General features: G+C 74.8%; 12 protein-coding genes. 2 read left to right on the top strand and 10 right to left on the bottom strand.

Annotated elements, in window-relative coordinates; all coding sequences use genetic code 11:
• Positions 1-56: 56 nt before the first annotated feature.
• The 3 genes from leuA to ACA514_RS43055 form a co-directional block, all read right to left on the bottom strand.
• Entirely contained in the window at positions 57-1,760 is a 1,704-nt protein-coding gene (leuA, locus tag ACA514_RS43065) for a 2-isopropylmalate synthase (RefSeq protein WP_375047250.1), read from the bottom strand.
• Positions 1,761-2,006: 246 nt separating this feature from the next.
• On the bottom strand, positions 2,007-2,783 hold the full coding sequence (gene ddaH / locus ACA514_RS43060; RefSeq protein ID WP_375047249.1) for a dimethylargininase: 777 nt from the start codon (positions 2,781-2,783) through the stop codon (positions 2,007-2,009).
• Position 2,784: 1 nt separating this feature from the next.
• A complete protein-coding gene (locus ACA514_RS43055; RefSeq protein WP_375047248.1) occupies positions 2,785-3,396 on the bottom strand; it encodes a hypothetical protein in 612 nt (203 codons plus the stop codon).
• Between the two features lie 102 nt (positions 3,397-3,498).
• Here ACA514_RS43055 and ACA514_RS43050 point away from each other — a divergent pair, with 102 nt between their 5' ends.
• The gene (locus ACA514_RS43050; protein WP_375047247.1) at positions 3,499-4,335 is read left to right on the top strand and encodes a hypothetical protein; all 837 of its coding nucleotides are present in this window, start codon (positions 3,499-3,501) and stop codon (positions 4,333-4,335) included.
• A 13-nt stretch (positions 4,336-4,348) separates the two neighbouring features.
• Here the strand turns inward: ACA514_RS43050 and era are convergent, their stop codons facing one another.
• From era to ACA514_RS43035, 3 genes are all read right to left on the bottom strand, one after another.
• Positions 4,349-5,284, bottom strand: coding sequence for a GTPase Era (gene era / locus ACA514_RS43045; protein ID WP_375047246.1), 936 nt, complete (start codon positions 5,282-5,284; stop codon positions 4,349-4,351).
• Positions 5,285-5,345: 61 nt separating this feature from the next.
• Positions 5,346-8,684, bottom strand: coding sequence for a BTAD domain-containing putative transcriptional regulator (locus ACA514_RS43040; RefSeq protein ID WP_375047245.1), 3,339 nt, complete (start codon positions 8,682-8,684; stop codon positions 5,346-5,348).
• Positions 8,685-8,735: 51 nt separating this feature from the next.
• Complete coding sequence (locus tag ACA514_RS43035) at positions 8,736-10,868, bottom strand: MMPL family transporter (RefSeq protein WP_375047244.1); 2,133 nt, start codon at positions 10,866-10,868, stop codon at positions 8,736-8,738.
• Between the two features lie 108 nt (positions 10,869-10,976).
• Between ACA514_RS43035 and ACA514_RS43030 the strand changes: the two genes are divergently transcribed.
• Positions 10,977-11,309 (top strand): cytidine deaminase, encoded by a 333-nt coding sequence (locus ACA514_RS43030; RefSeq protein ID WP_344266540.1) that lies wholly within the window; start codon positions 10,977-10,979, stop codon positions 11,307-11,309.
• Positions 11,310-11,594: 285 nt separating this feature from the next.
• Here the strand turns inward: ACA514_RS43030 and ACA514_RS43025 are convergent, their stop codons facing one another.
• From ACA514_RS43025 to ACA514_RS43010, 4 genes are all read right to left on the bottom strand, one after another.
• On the bottom strand, positions 11,595-12,881 hold the full coding sequence (locus ACA514_RS43025) for a hemolysin family protein (protein WP_375047243.1): 1,287 nt from the start codon (positions 12,879-12,881) through the stop codon (positions 11,595-11,597).
• The gene (gene ybeY / locus ACA514_RS43020) at positions 12,881-13,357 is read right to left on the bottom strand and encodes an rRNA maturation RNase YbeY (RefSeq protein ID WP_375047242.1); all 477 of its coding nucleotides are present in this window, start codon (positions 13,355-13,357) and stop codon (positions 12,881-12,883) included. Before ybeY ends, ACA514_RS43025 begins: the two co-directional genes overlap by 1 nt.
• Entirely contained in the window at positions 13,354-14,433 is a 1,080-nt protein-coding gene (locus ACA514_RS43015) for a PhoH family protein (RefSeq protein ID WP_375047241.1), read from the bottom strand. The genes ybeY and ACA514_RS43015 overlap by 4 nt, the downstream gene beginning before the upstream one ends.
• Before the next feature lie 171 nt (positions 14,434-14,604).
• A complete protein-coding gene (locus ACA514_RS43010; RefSeq protein ID WP_285915277.1) occupies positions 14,605-14,949 on the bottom strand; it encodes a histidine triad nucleotide-binding protein in 345 nt (114 codons plus the stop codon).
• Positions 14,950-15,007: the final 58 nt, after the last annotated feature.

Raw genomic sequence — 15,007 nt, 5'->3', positions numbered from 1 at the left:
GCGGAAAACGGCCTGTCGGTCGCAACGGGGGGTTCCAGGGGGGCGCTCCCCCTGGGTCAACCGCGCGCTACGCGGTTGACGGCGGAGAGCATGGCCTTCAGGGAGGCGGTGACGATGTTGCCGTCGATGCCGACGCCCCACACCGTCGTGCCGTTGACGTCGCACTCCACGTAGGCGGCGGCGCGCGCGTCGCCGCCCGCGCTCATCGCGTGCTCGGCGTAGTCCAGCACCCGCACGCGGATGCCGACGGCGGCGAGCGCGTCCTCGAACGCCGACACCGGGCCGTTGCCGACGCCCTCGATCTCGCGGATCTCGCCGTCCACCCGGACGTCGCAGCTGAGCACGTCCTTCTCGTCCACCCGGGACGTCGCACGGTGCGCCAGCAGCCCGACGCGCGGCCCGTTGCCGAGGAACTCCGCCTCGAAGATCTCCCACATCCGCTCCGGGGTGACCTCGCCGCCCTGGTCGTCGGTGTGCTCCTGCACCACGCGGGAGAACTCGATCTGCAGCCGGCGCGGCAGTTCGAGGGAGTGCTCGGTCTTCATGATGTAGGCGACGCCGCCCTTGCCGGACTGGCTGTTGACCCGGATGACGGCCTCGTAGGTGCGGCCGACGTCGTGCGGGTCGATCGGCAGGTACGGGACCGCCCAGGTGTACTCCTCCACCGGCTTCCCGGCGGCCTCGGCGTCCCGCTTCAGGTGGTCGAAGCCCTTGTTGATGGCGTCCTGGTGGGAGCCGGAGAAGGCGGTGTAGACCAGGTCGCCGCCGTAGGGGTGCCGCTCGTGGACGGGCAGCTGGTTGCAGTACTCGACCGTGCGGCGGATCTCGTCGATGTCGGAGAAGTCGATCTGCGGGTCGACGCCCTGGGTGAACAGGTTCAGGCCGAGGGTGACCAGGCACACGTTGCCGGTGCGCTCGCCGTTGCCGAACAGGCAGCCCTCGATCCGGTCGGCGCCCGCCATGTAGCCGAGCTCGGCGGCGGCGACGGCGGTGCCGCGGTCGTTGTGCGGGTGCAGCGACAGCACGACCGAGTCGCGGTAGGCCAGGTTCCGGTTCATCCACTCGATCTGGTCGGCGTAGACGTTCGGCGTGGCCATCTCGACGGTCGCCGGCAGGTTGACGATGACCTTCCTGTCGGGGGTGGGCTTCCACACGTCGTTGACGGCGTTGCAGACCTCGACGGCGTACTCCAGCTCGGTGCCGGTGAACGACTCCGGCGAGTACTCGAAGTAGATCCGGGTGTCGCCCATGTCCTCGGCGAGCTTGGCGCACAGCTTCGCGCCCTCGACCGCGATCGCGGTGATGCCGTCCTTGTCCTGCCCGAACACGACGCGGCGCTGCAGCGTGCTGGTCGAGTTGTACAGGTGGACGATCGCCTGCTTGGCGCCGCGCACCGCCTCGAACGTCCGCTCGATCAGCTCCGGCCGCGCCTGCGTCAGCACCTGGATCACCACGTCGCCGGGGATCCGGTCCTCTTCGATGATCTGCCGGACGAAGTCGTAGTCGGTCTGGCTCGCCGCCGGGAAGCCGACCTCGATCTCCTTGTAGCCCATCCGTACCAGCAGCTCGAACATCTTGAGCTTGCGGTGGGCGTCCATCGGGTCGATCAGGGCCTGGTTGCCGTCCCGCAGGTCGACCGCGCACCAGCGGGGCGCCTCGGTGATGACCTTGCCGGGCCAGGTGCGGTCGGCCAGCTTGACCGGGGCGAACGCCTGGTAGCGCTGGAACGGCATTCCGGAAGGCTGCTGTTGCGGATACATCCGATGTGCTCTCTCTGCTCGAACCTCACGGCCGACGTCCATAACGAAGTCCCGCAGCGAGGGAGCCGACCTTTTACAGGCCCCCGCTGCGGCCGCTAAGGAGGAGCAGCTCACGCAACACGTCCGCCAACGTAACAGACGACGTCTCGGTTACGGAAACCAACGTCCGGATGCTGAGACAACAGGGGGCCTCCGCCGTCTCTTCCAACGGCCCGCGGCACACCGCGCATTCCCGTTCCCGCCGTCTCAGGGGACGAGGACGGACAGGCAGGTCACGCAGCCCTCCAGGGCCTCGAACTCGCTGATGTCGACGCTCGTCACCCGCAGCCCGTCGGCGGCGAACTGCGCCGCGGTGCGCGGCGCGGACGCCGACATCAGCACGTGGTCGGGGCCGAGCAGCACCACGTGCGCGCCCGCCGGCTCCGGGACGACCCGGATGAACGGCAGCACCGAGGTGTCCACCAGCTCCGGCACCCCGATCAGGCCGCCGTCCGGGAGCGCCGTCATCGCCGACTTCAGGTGCAGGCAGCCGCGGGTGTCGACCGGCACCACGCGCCGCCCGCCCAGCAGGTGCGCGAGCTGGCAGATGCCCTCCTCGTTGGTGCGCGCGCCGCGCCCCGCGTACACGGTGTCGCCGACGCACAGCACGTCGCCGCCGTCCAGGGTGCCCGGCGCCTTGATCCGCTCGATCCGCAGCCCCAGCTCGCGCACGGCCTGCTCGGCACCGGACGCCTCGCCCCGCCGCCGCGTCTCCCCGGACCTGCCGATCACCGCCAGGTCGCCGCAGACCACCACGGTGTCCTCGACGAACACCGCGTCCGGGTGGTCGTCGGCCGGCGGCACCGCCCGGACCCGCCGGCCGGACGCCCGCAGCGCCGCGACGTAGGCCTCGTGCTGGCGGGCGGCGAGCGCGGTGTCGACCGGGCGGCGGCCGATGTGGGTCACGATGCCCTCGGCGAGGCGCGGCCCCGGCGGCCGCACCAGGGCGGTTCCGGTGCCGGCGGACGGATCGGCGGGGTCCATGTCAGCGGGACGCCCCCTCGGTGGTGACGATCACGCCCAGCGCGTACGCGCGGGACATGCCGAGCAGTTCGGCGACGGCGTGCAGCGCCTGCCGCTCGCCCTCGTCCAGCGGGCCGTCCGCCAGCGCGATGCGGACGGCGTCGGCCAGGAACCACTCCTTGGCCTCCACGGCGAGGTGGGCGCCCGCCCGCTCGACCTCCTGGCCGAGGAACACCGGCGCCACGACGAGGTCGGCGTCGATGGCGTCGTCGTCGTAGTCCGGCTCCCCGTAGCGGGTGACCGTCTCGACGGCGCGGGCGCGGGCCGCCTCGTCCTCCGCGGCGCCCGCGCGCAGCACCAGGGCCGCGGCGGCGCGCATGCCCGCCGGCAGCGCGGCCGCCATCTGCTGGGCGGTCGGCGCGCGCAGCGCCGACACCGGGAAGCGGCCGCGGCACGTGCGGCACTCCACCGCGTGCCCGAGCCGCCACAGCGGGACCAGCGGCACGAAGAACGGGCTGAACCAGCGCCGCGCGGCCCGCCTCCGGTAGGCACGGTCGCCACCGCACTGCGGGCAGTGGAACGTGCCCTCGCCGACCGTGCGGAACACGACCGTCAGCCCGAAAACGAGCAACACCGGGGCTCTCCCTCCCAAAACGGACTCCGTTCCAAAGTACCGACCCGGCGCCGCCGACGTGGCCGTCCCGGCGAACCCGGCCGCGCCGTTTACGCTGGGTCCATGACCGGTGACCTGGGTTCCGAGGCCGGCCGCGCGCGGCCGCGCCCGTCCTTCCTGCCGCCCGAGGGGGACCCGCCGGAGGCGGCGCCCGCCGAGGACGGCCCGCCGCCGGCGCCGCCCGCGCCGTCCGGGCCGGGCCGCGCGGCCTGGGACTTCGCCATGATCGGGGCCGCCGCCGTGCTGGTGGTGTCGGCGTTCCTGCCGTGGGCGCACGCCCAGATCGTGCTGGACCTGTTCGGGCGCTCGCTGGTCCGCGACCGGGGCAGCGTGGCGGGCATCGACGCCGACAACATCGTCCTCGCCGTCCCGGTGCTGGCCGTCGTCGCGATCGTGATGGCGTTCTGGAACCTGGTCGCGCGCGACCAGCGGATCGGCGCGCTCGCCGCGATCCCCGCCGTGCTGTCGCTGCTGACCTGCGGGATCTTCGTGCTGCGGCTCGGCGACGTGCCCGACCGCGTCCCGGACACCGGCCTCGACCTCACCTACCAGGTCAGCCTGCGGTACGGCTGGTTCCTCGCGGTCGCGGCGAGCCTGCTGCTGACCGCGTTCAGCCTCGTCCGCCCCATCGCCGGACGCCTCGCGTCCAGGGAGGCGGGCGCGCCGCGTCCGCATCAGCAGTACGCCGAGCAGCAGTACGCGGGCTACCCGTACGCGGAACAGCAGTACGCCGAACAGCAGTACGCGGAGCAGCAGTACGCGGAGCAGCCGCAATGGGCCGAGACCGGCGCCGCGTGGCCCGAGGAGGCGCAGGCCTGGGGCCGGCACCCGGAGGAGGCCCGCCCCGACCACCGGCCCTCCGGCGGGGCGCCGCCCGCGCCGCAGCCCGAGCAGGAGTGAGCGCCCGCCCCGGTCAGTCGTAGAACCCCAGCCTGCGGAGCTGCTTCGGGTCGCGCTGCCAGTCCTTGAGCACGCTGACCCGCAGGTCCAGGAACACCTTGGTGCCGAGCAGCGCCTCGATCTGCCGGCGCGCCGCCGCGCCGACCTCGCGAAGCCGGGCGCCCTTGTGCCCGATGATGATGCCCTTCTGGCTGGACCGCTCGACGAACAGGTGCGCGTAGACGTCGATCAGATCGTCGCGGCCCTCGCGCGGGTTCATCTCGTCCACCACCACCGCGATCGAGTGCGGCAGCTCGTCGCGGACGCCCTCCAGCGCGGCCTCGCGGATCAGCTCGCCGACGAGCACCTGCTCCGGCTCGTCGGTGAGGTCGCCCTCCGGGTACAGCGGCATGCCCTCGGGCAGCCGGGAGATCAGCAGGTCGCCGACGAGGTCCACCTGGAAGCCGTTCGCGGCGGAGCACGGCACGATGTCGGCGAACTCGCCGAGCCGCCCCACCGCCATCAGCTGCTCGGCGACCTGCTCGGGCGCGGCCAGGTCGGTCTTGGTGACGATCGCCACGACCGGCGTCTTCTTCACCCCCGCCAGCTCCCGCGCGATGTACTTGTCGCCGGGCCCGACGGGCTGGTCGGCGGGCACGCAGAACCCGATCACGTCCACCTCGGTGAGGGTGGAGCGGACGAGGCTGTCCAGCCGCTCCCCCAGCAGCGTGCGGGGCTTGTGCAGGCCGGGGGTGTCGACCACGACGAGCTGCGCGTCCGGCCGGTGCACGATCCCGCGGATCGCCCGCCGGGTCGTCTGCGGCCGGCTGCTGGTGATCGCCACCTTGGTGCCGACCAGCGCGTTCATCAGGGTCGACTTCCCCACGTTCGGCCGGCCGATGAAGCAGGCGAACCCGGCTCGGTACCCCTCGGGCGCGGCCCCGCCCTGCGTCTCTCCCAGCGTGTCCACCTCCCAATTGTCGCCCACCGGCCCGAGTCGCCGGGCCATCGCCCGGGGCGCGCGGCCGGGGTCACACGGCGGGAGCGTCCGCCAGGGCCTGCGCGTCCCGCGCCTGGTCGGCCCAGAACGGGGCGCCGAGGCGGTCCGCCACCTCGGCGGCCTTGCGGTAGTGGGCGGCGGCGGACGCGGCCGGACGGCCGAGGAAGCGGGCGAGGTCGCCGAGGATCTGCGCCACGGGGCCGATGGTGGCGACCGCGGTGGCGCCGCCGGTGACGTGCCCCTCGTACGGGAGCAGCGCGTCGTAGGCCGTGGCGGCGAGGGCGCGGTCGCCGAGCGCGATGGCGCGGCGGGCGCGGATCGCCATGACCAGGTCGTAGAAGTAGTCGCGGCGGACCGGTGCGGGGTCGGCCGGGGCGGCGCGGCGGGCCTCGTCGATGCGGCCGGCCGCCACCAGCGCCAGGACGTGGATGTCGGCGGTCGCGGCGACGTGCGGCCACTGCGCGCTCAGCCAGGCGGTCTCGCCGGCCAGCTCGCCCGCGCGCCCCTGGACGTAGCGCAGGCAGAACGCGCCGACGAGCATCATGCCGCGCTCGCTGTTCCAGATGCCGGTCCTGCCGATGGCGCCGCCGACCGCCGTGTAGAGCCGTTCGGCCTCCTCGAAGCGGGCGCCGAACGCGTGCGCGAGGCCGCCGTACCAGTCGGCGATCATCGCCAGCAGCGGGAGGCCGTACTGCTCGGCGAGCCGGCGGCCCTCGTCCAGATGGCGGCGGGCGGCGGCGAGGTCGAGGGAGGCGACCTCGGCCTGCTGGGACTGCAGGTGGGCGAGGACGAGGTAGCCGGGGAGCTCGTGCTCGGCGGCGAGGGCGAGCAGCTCGGCGGCGATGCGGCGGCGGTCCCGCAGGCCGTCGGCGGAGCGGTAGCCGTTGAGGAAGCCGCCGTTGAGCGCGGCGGCCAGCAGGGCGGGGTCGCCGAGCCCGCGGGCGATCCCGACGGCCTCGCGGGCCGCCGCGGCGCCCCGGTCGTCCTGCTCCCCCTCGAGTTCGATCGCCAGGGTCGTCAGGAGCCGGGCGCGCAGCGCGGGATCGTCGCCGGGCGGGCCGGCCAGGGCGTGCTCGGCGGCCTCGATGACCTCGCGGTCCAGGACGCCGTACGCGCGGCTGGTCCACAGGGTCGGCACGTCGAAGGCGGCGATGATCCGGGCGAGGAGGCGGACGTCGCCGAACGCGCGCGCGTCGGCGATGGCGCGGCGGCGCCGGTCCCGGGCGTCGACGACCTGCCCGGCCAGCGCGGTCGCGCGGATCGCGGCGGCCTCGATCTCCAGCCGTTCGCGGGCGGCGCCGCCGCCCCGGGCGCGCAGCGTCTCGGCGGCGCGGACCCACAGGTCGGCGGCGAGCCGGTGGGCGTAGCGGGCCTCGGCCGCCTCCGCCGCGAGCCGCGCGTACCGGACGGCCCGGTCGGGCGCCGTCCCGGACTCCAGGTAGTGGTGCGCGATGGCGGCGACCTCGTCGGGGCGGTGCCGTTCGAGCGAGGCGGCGACGCGGCCGTGCAGGCGGGTGCGGCGGGCGTGCGACAGGCCGGTGTAGAGGGTGTCGCGGACGAGGGCGTGCGCGAACCGCATCCGCCCGGGCGCGGGCTCGGTGACCAGGCCGGCGGCGAGGGCGGACTCGACGGCGTCGATCACGGCGTCCTCGTCGCCGGACAGGTCGGCCAGCACGTCGAGGCCGGCGTCGCGGCCGGCGACGGCGGCGTCCCGCAGGACGGCCTGGGCCGGTCCGGGGAGCCGGGCGATGCGGCGGCGCAGCACGTCGCCGACGCCGGCGGGCACCCGGCGGGTCGCGGCAGGCAGGCCCTCGGCCTCCAGCAGCCGGGCGGTCTCCCGGGTGAAGAACGGGTTCCCGCCGGTCCGCTCGGCGATGGCGGACAGCTCCGCGTCGCCGAGCCGGGTGTCGCAGACGCCGCGGACCAGCGCGGCGACCTCGGCGGCCGACAGGCCGGGCAGCTCGATCCTGGCCGGCTCCTGCCGCGCCAGCACCGCGAGCGCCGCGGCGAGCGGGTCGGGGACCTCGGTGTGCCGGAACGTCGCGGCGAGCAGGACGCGCCGGTCGCGGAGCCGTCCGGCGAGCCGGGTGAGCAGCGCGAGCGTCTCCTCGTCCGCCCAGTGCAGGTCCTCGAGGACGAGCAGGAGCGGCGCGTCCTCCGCGAGGCCGGCGAGGTAGTCGCCGGCGGCGAGGTGCAGGCGGAACCGGCCGGCGCTGGCATCGGTGTCGCCGCGTCCGGTGGCGGTGTCGTCCAGCAGGGGGGCGAGGCGTGCGGCCAGGCCGGGGGCGGGCGGGGCGGTGGCGGCGAGGTCGCTCAGCAGTTCGGCCCACGGCCAGGCGGCGGGCGCGCCGCCGGTCTCCGGCGCGCGCCCCCACGCGGACGTCCAGCCCCGTCCGGCGAGACGGCGGGCGAACCGCTCGGTGAGGGCGGTCTTGCCCATCCCGGCGTCGCCGCTGACGAGGACGGTGCCGCCGCGCCCGGCCTCCGCCGCGCGGGCCGCCTCGTCCAGCCGGGCCAGTTCCCGCGCCCGCCCGACGAACACGGCGCCGGGCGGTTCCGGAGGCGATGGGCGCACGGCGGCCCGGGCGGGCCGCTCCGCGCCGCCGGCCAGGTCCGGGGCGTGGGCGAGGATGCCCGCTTCGAGGTCGCGCAGCGCCGGGCCGGGGTCGACGCCGAGCTCCTCGGTCAGGGTCGCGCGGGCGCGGCGCAGCGCGGCCAGCGCGTCGCCCTGCCGGCTCGCCCGGTAGAGGGCGAGGGCCAGCAGCCGCCACGCCTCCTCGCGCAGCGGGTTGGCGGCGGCGTGCGCCTCCAGGTCGGGGACGGCCTCGGCGGCGGCCCCGAGCGCGAGCATCGCCTCGGCGCGGCGCTCGACGGCGAGGCGGCGCCGCTCGTCCAGCCGGGCGGCCTCGGCCGCGGCCCACGGCAGGCCGGCGAACTCGGCGTAGGCGGGTCCGCGCCATTCGGCGAGCGCCGCGTCCGCGCGGCGGCGGGCCTCCGCCGGGTCGCCCGGCCGCAGGGCGGCGGCCTCGTCGACCAGCGCGTCGAAGCGCCAGGCGTCGACGCTCCCGTCCGGCAGCCGCAGCGCGTACCCCGGCGGCTCGGTGACGAGGACCCGCGCGGGCGTGCGGGGCGGACGGTCCGGTTCCAGCGCGCGCCGCAGGTGGGACACGAACGACTGGAGGCCGGCGGCGGCGCGCGGCGGGGCCGTCCCGGCCCACAGGTCGTCGACGAGCCGGTCGGCGGGCACCATCGCGCCCCGCGCGGCGACGAGGCGGGCGAGCACCGAGCGCTGCCGGGGACCGCCGAGGTCGGCGGCGGAACCGGCCACCTCGGCGCCGAAGGCCCCGAGAACGCGTACGACGGGCGACATGTCCCGATCAGCGTAACCGGGACATGCCGGACCTTCGCGGTCACTCCCCCCTCATGCGCGGCTGGTCTCCGGTTCCCGTTCGGCCGCCGCGGCCGGGGCGGCGGCGCCGTGCAGGTCGATGGCCGGCAGGACGCGGGCGAGCGGCTTCGGCAGCCACCAGTTCGCCCGTCCGAGCAGCGCCATCGCGGCGGGCACCAGGACCAGCCGGACGACCGTCGCGTCCAGCGCCACGGCGACCGCGAGCCCCACCCCCATCTGCTTGATGACCAGGCCGGGGTCGGCGGCGAAGCCGAGGAAGACCGCGACCATGATCAGCGCGGCGCTGCTGATCACCCGGCCCGTGGCGGCCAGCCCGGACGACACCGAGCCCCGCGCGTCGCCGTGCCGCAGCCACTCCTCGCGGACCCGCGACAGCAGGAACACCTCGTAGTCCATCGACACCCCGAACAGGACCGCGAACATCGGCAGCAGGATCAGCGACGACACCGGCACGCCGTGCGGGAGCCCGAGCACGCCCGCTCCCCAGCCCCACTGGAACACCGCCGTCAGCACGCCGTAGGCGGCGCCGATCGACAACAGGTTCATCGCGGCGGCCTTCAGCGGCGCGACCAGCGACCGGAAGACGATCATCAGCATCACGAACGAGGTGGCGACGACCGCCCCGATCATCGGCCAGAGCCGGTCCGACAGCGAGCGCGACAGGTCCACGTACGCGGCGGTGAGCCCGGTGACCTCCGCGCCGGGCGGCAGTTCGCGCGCGCGGATCCGGTCGACGACGGCGGGCGCCCGCCCGTCCTGCGGCCCGTACCGGGGCGTGACGACGAGGACGGCGGCGTCACGGCCCGGGGACACCAGCGGCTGCGCCACGCTCACCACCCCGCCGGTGCGGGCGAGCCGGTCGCGGAGCGCGGGCAGCGTGCTCGCGTCGGCCTTCCGCAGGTCGACGGCGACGATCAGCGGGCCGTTGGCGCCGGGGCCGAATCCCTCGGCGACCAGGTCGTACGCCCGCCGGACGGTGTTGGACTCCGGTTCGCTGCTGGCGTCGCTCGGCCACGTGCGCATCCCGAGCGCGGGCGCCGCCAGCGTGATCATCAGGACCAGCCCGGCGAGCAGCCACGGCCACGGGCGGCGCCCGACGTGCTCCGCCCAGCGCCGCACCCGCGGCGAGTCCGCGTGGACCGTCGCGCCCGGGGCCCGGTCGCGGCGTCGCAGCACCCGCCGTCCGGCCAGGCCCAGCACCGCGGGCAGCAGCGTGACGGCGCTCGCCACCGTCGCCGCCACGACGAGCCCGGTCGCGAACCCCATCGTCATGTAGACCGGGTTCCGGGACAGCACCAGCCCGCACAGCGCCAGCAGCACCGTGAACCCGGCGAAGATCACCGACTGCCCGGCGGTCGCGATCGCGCGTCCCGCCGACTCGGGCACGTCCAGGCCCTCGGCCAGCCCCTCCCGGTGCCGGGTGAGGATGAACAGCGCGTAGTCGATGCCGACGCCCAGCCCCACCATGACCGCGAGCGTGGGCGCGGTCGTCGACACGTCGGTGAACGCGGCGAGCAGCGTGACCCCCGACACGCCGGCCCCGAGCCCGGCCAGCGCCACCGCGAGCGGCAGCCCGGCCGCCACCACCGACCCGAACGCCAGGAACAGGACCACCAGCGCGGACACGATCCCGACCCCCTCGGCGACGCCGCCGGGCGCGGTCACGTTCTCCGGCACCTGGCCGCCGAACTCGACCCGGTAGCCGGCCTCGTCCAGGTTCCGCGTCGCCGACTTCAGCCGGTCCACGGTCTCCTTCGGCGCCAGCTCGGTGACCTGCACCGAGTACCGGACGGTGAGCAGCGCGGTCCGCCCGTCCGGGCTCGGCTGCGCCGGGTCCACCGCGCTGACGTGCGGGAGCGTGCGCAGCCGCGCCCCCGCGGCGGCCAGCGCGCCCGCGTCGACCCGGCCGGACTCCGCGTGCACCACGACCCGCGCGTCCGCGCCCGACAGCGCGGGGAACCGCTCCTCCAGCAGGTCCCTCGCCTTCTGCGAGCCGCTTCCGGACTGCGTGTAGTCGTCGTGCAGCGCGCCCCCGGCGACCCCCGCCAGGCCGGCCAGCGCGCCGACGAGCACCAGCCACACGACGACGAACCGCCACGGCCGCAGGGCCGCGGCCTTGCCGAGGCGGTAGAGCAGGCGGGACATGGCCTCTCCCAACAACGAGACGATCCGACCCCGCACACACTGCTCGGCGCCGCTTGCCGCCCGCTTGCCGGTGACTTGCGGCCCCCGCGCACGCCGTACGCTGTGACCGTGAGCGAGCTGAACGCCGAGGACGCGAAGATCATCACCCTGGCCCGGTCGTCCCGGGCGCGCACGGGCGCCGCCGAGGGCGCCGCCGTCCGCGACGAGACGGGCCGCACCTACGCCGCCACCAGCGTGGACTTGCCGTCGCTGAAGCTGTCGGCCCTCAAGGTCGCCGTCGCGATGGCCGTCTCCAGCGGCGCCGAGGACCTCGAGGCCGCCGCCGTCGTCACCGCCGCCGGCACCGCCGACCCCGCCGACGTCGCCGCCGTCCGCGACCTCGGCCCGAAGGCCCCCGTCCTGGTGGCCGCCCCCAACGGCGACCTCCGCACCACCCTCTGAACGCCCGCCCCGGCCCAGTCCAGTTCCCACCCGCGGACGACGCCCTTGCGGTCGAGCGAGGCGACGACGCGGCCGTTGCCGCTGAGGGCGAGGCCCTCCAAGAGGAGTCGTGGCGGCCCAGCACGCGCAGGGGTTCCGGGTCCAAATCCCGGCAGGCTCAAGCTCAGCCACAAGCACGGGCAGGCACGCGGAGCGAGTGCAGCGAGTGCAGCGAGCGCAGCGGGCCTGTCGGCCGCGACGGGGGTTCCAGGGGGTCGCCCCCCTGGGAAAACACAGCCCCCTGGGCTAACCCAGCTTGCGGACGAGGACGGTGCCGATGCGGTTGCGGCGGCCGGCGATGGTCTCGGCCTTCAGGGACAGGGCGGGACCCTCGCCGTCGGCGGGGCCGACCTCGGCGGTGGAGCCCTCGATCGGGACGCGGCCGAGGGCGTGGGCGAGCAGGCCGCCGACCGTCTCGACCTCCTCAGCGTCCAGTTCGACGTCGAACAGCTCGGCGAGGTCCTCCACGGGGAGCCGGGCGGTGACCCGGGCGGCGCCGTCGTCGAGCCAGGTCACCGGCGGGATCTCCACGTCGTACTCGTCGGTGATCTCGCCGACGATCTCCTCCAGGATGTCCTCGATGGTGACGAGGCCGGCGGTGCCGCCGTACTCGTCGATCACCACCGCGAGGTGGATCCGGCGGGCCTGCATCTCGCGCAGCAGCTCGTCGATCGGCTTGCTGTCGGGGACGTAGGTCGCGTCCCGCATGACCGAGCCGACGGTCTCGGCGGTCTCCCGGCCGGGGTCCTCCTGGCTGCGGCGGACGATGTCCTTGAGGTAGGCGATGCCGACGACGTCGTCCTCGTTCTCGCCGACGACGGGGATGCGGGAGAAGCCGCTGCGCAGCGCCAGCGACATCGCCTGCCGCAGCGTCTTGCCGCGCTCGACGAACACGATGTCGGTGCGCGGCACCATCACCTCGCGGACGAGGGTGTCGCCCAGCTCGAACACCGAGTGGATCATCTGCCGCTCGTCCGGCTCGATCAGGCTGCGCTGCTCGGCGAGGTCGACCAGGTCGCGCAGCTCCGCCTCGGACGCGAACGGCCCCTCCCGGAACCCGCGGCCGGGGGTCAGGGCGTTGCCGAGCGCGATCAGCAGCCGCGGCAGCGGCCCCAGCACCCGCGTGACCGGATGGATCACCGCGGCGCCGGCCAGCGCGATCCGGCCGGCGTGCTGGATGCCGAGCGTGCGCGGCCCCACCCCGATCACGACGTAGCTGACCACGATCATGATCGCGGCGGCGACCACGTAGGCGCGCCACGTCTCGTCCAGCCAGGAGATGCACAGGTCCGCGACGATCACCGTGGCGACCAGCTCGCAGCCGATCCGCAGCAGCAGGACCATGTTGACGTAGCGGGCCGGGTCGGCGACGACCTCGGCGAGCTTGCCGGCGCCGCGCCGGTTCTCCCGGACGAGTTCCTCGACGGTGACCCGGGAGACCCGGGCGAGCGCGGTCTCGGCGCCGGCCAGCAGGCCCGCCATCAGGACCAGGCCCACCGCCAGGGCGGACAGCCACCCCTGCGCGGTGCTCATCAGCGGCCGCGTTCCCCCCGCCAGGAGGCGAGCAGGCCGGCCTGCAGGCCGAACATCTCCTTGTGCTCCTCCGGCTCCGCGTGGTCGTAGCCGAGCAGGTGCAGGATGCCGTGCGCGGTCAGCAGCTCCAGCTCGTCCGCGGTGCCGTGCCCGGCCTCCTTGGCCTGCCGCGCGGCGACCGGCGGGCACAGCACGACGTCGCCGAGCAGGCCCGGGTCGGTCTCGCCGTCCTCGTCGGCGCCGCCGGACATGTGGCCGGGGCGCAGCTCGTCCATCGGGAACGACAGCACGTCCGTCGGGCCGGGCTCGTCCATCCACTTCTCGTGCAGCTCGGTCATCGCGTCCTCGTCGACCAGCACGATCGACAGCTCCGCGAGGGGGTGCACGCGCATCCCGTCCAGGACGTGCCGGGCGAGGTCGGCGATCTTCTTCTCGTCGACCGGGACGCCCGACTCGTTCAGCACCTCGATGCTCACTGCCGCCCCCGCTTGCGCGGCGCGCCGCGGCCGCCGGCGCCCTGCTTCAGCTCCGGCACCCGCGCCTCGTCGTAGCGGTTGTAGGCGTCGACGATGTCGGTCACCAGCTTGTGCCGGACGACGTCGTGGCTGTTCAGCCGGGAGAAGTGGATGTCCTCGACGCCGTCGAGGATGTCCTGGACGACGCGCAGCCCGCTCAGCTGCCCGTTCGGCAGGTCGACCTGCGTGACGTCGCCGGTCACCACGACCTTCGACCCGAACCCGAGCCGGGTGAGGAACATCTTCATCTGCTCGGGCGAGGTGTTCTGCGCCTCGTCCAGGATGATGAACGAGTCATTAAGGGTGCGGCCGCGCATGTATGCGAGGGGGGCGACCTCGATGGTGCCGGCGGCCATCAGGCGCGGGATCGAGTCGGGGTCGACCATGTCGTGCAGCGCGTCGTACAGCGGCCGCAGGTACGGGTCGATCTTCTCGTAGAGCGTGCCGGGCAGGAAGCCGAGCCGCTCGCCCGCCTCGACCGCCGGGCGCGTCAGGATGATCCGGTTGACCTTCTTGTCCTGCAGCGCGCGGACCGCCTTGGCCATCGCCAGGTAGGTCTTGCCGGTGCCCGCCGGCCCGATGCCGAACACGATCGTGTGCTTGTCGATCGCGTCGACGTAGCGGCGCTGGTTCAGCGTCTTCGGGCGGATGGTGCGGCCCCGGCTGGACAGCACGTCCAGGGTGAGGACCTCCGCCGGGCGCTCGCCGCTCTCGCCGCGCAGCATCGCCAGGCTGCGCCCGACCGCGTCGGGGGTGAGCTGCGCGCCGTTCTTGACCAGCTCCAGCATCTCGGTGAACAGCCGGGACGCCAGGTCGGTCTGCTCCCGCGGGCCGGTCACGGTGATCTCGTTGCCGCGGACGTGCACGTCGACGCCGCTGCCGAACGCGTCCTCGACCGCGTGCAGCAGCTCGTCCCGGGAGCCCAGCAGGCTCACCATCGAATGGTCGTCCGGCACCACGATCTTGATCTGGGAGGGCGCGCCCGCGCGGTCGTCGCGCCCGGTACGAGTTGACCTCGTGTGAGTTGATTCGACCATCAGCCGGGCCTTGCGGCCTCTCCGACCTGCCTTCTGTTCGCTCCGGGTGTCCAGGGTTGCGTTTCCATGGTACTGGGAGCCCCCGACGGAACGCCGCCGCTTTTCGGGCGCGCCCGCCGGGCGCGCGGCGCCCCGGCGGCCGCGGGACGGCCGGCGGCCGGCCCCGGGCGGTCAGCCGGGCGGCCAGTTCAGGCCACGCCCGCCGAGCACGTGCGCGTGCACGTGGAACACGGTCTGGCCGGCCTGGGCACCGGTGTTGAAGACGATCCGGTAGCCGGTGCCGTCGATCCCCTCGTCCACCGCGACCCGGTGCGCCTCGCCCAGCACCTCGGCCAGCAGCGCGGGGTCGGCGGCGGCCAGCTCGGCGGCCGTCGGGTGGTGGTCCTTGGGGATGACCAGCACGTGCGTGGGCGCCTGCGGGTTGATGTCGCGGAACGCCAGCACGCGCGCGGAGTCCCGGACGACCTTGGCGGGCACGTCCCCGGAAACGATCTTGCAGAACAGGCAGTCGGTCATCTTTCCCCTCTCCGCGCGGCCCCGGCCGCGTCCGAGATCCTATCGAGACCGTCGCGGG

It is taken from the genome of Actinomadura sp. NTSP31 (assembly GCF_041951385.1).
GTDB lineage: Bacteria > Actinomycetota > Actinomycetes > Streptosporangiales > Streptosporangiaceae > Spirillospora > Spirillospora napierensis.
This window is presented reverse-complemented; position numbering and strand designations above follow the sequence as displayed.

Excerpts from the sequence above, each read along its gene's own strand:
- leuA (WP_375047250.1), bottom strand. The coding sequence starts at position 1,760 with ATGTATCCGCAACAGCAGCCTTCCGGAATGCCGTTCCAGCGCTACCAG.
- ddaH (WP_375047249.1), bottom strand. The coding sequence starts at position 2,783 with ATGGACCCCGCCGATCCGTCCGCCGGCACCGGAACCGCCCTGGTGCGG.
- ACA514_RS43050 (WP_375047247.1), top strand. The coding sequence starts at position 3,499 with ATGACCGGTGACCTGGGTTCCGAGGCCGGCCGCGCGCGGCCGCGCCCG.
- ACA514_RS43040 (WP_375047245.1), bottom strand. The coding sequence starts at position 8,684 with ATGTCGCCCGTCGTACGCGTTCTCGGGGCCTTCGGCGCCGAGGTGGCC.
- ACA514_RS43035 (WP_375047244.1), bottom strand. The coding sequence starts at position 10,868 with ATGTCCCGCCTGCTCTACCGCCTCGGCAAGGCCGCGGCCCTGCGGCCG.
- ACA514_RS43025 (WP_375047243.1), bottom strand. The coding sequence starts at position 12,881 with ATGAGCACCGCGCAGGGGTGGCTGTCCGCCCTGGCGGTGGGCCTGGTC.
- ACA514_RS43015 (WP_375047241.1), bottom strand. The coding sequence starts at position 14,433 with ATGGTCGAATCAACTCACACGAGGTCAACTCGTACCGGGCGCGACGAC.
- ACA514_RS43010 (WP_285915277.1), bottom strand. The coding sequence starts at position 14,949 with ATGACCGACTGCCTGTTCTGCAAGATCGTTTCCGGGGACGTGCCCGCC.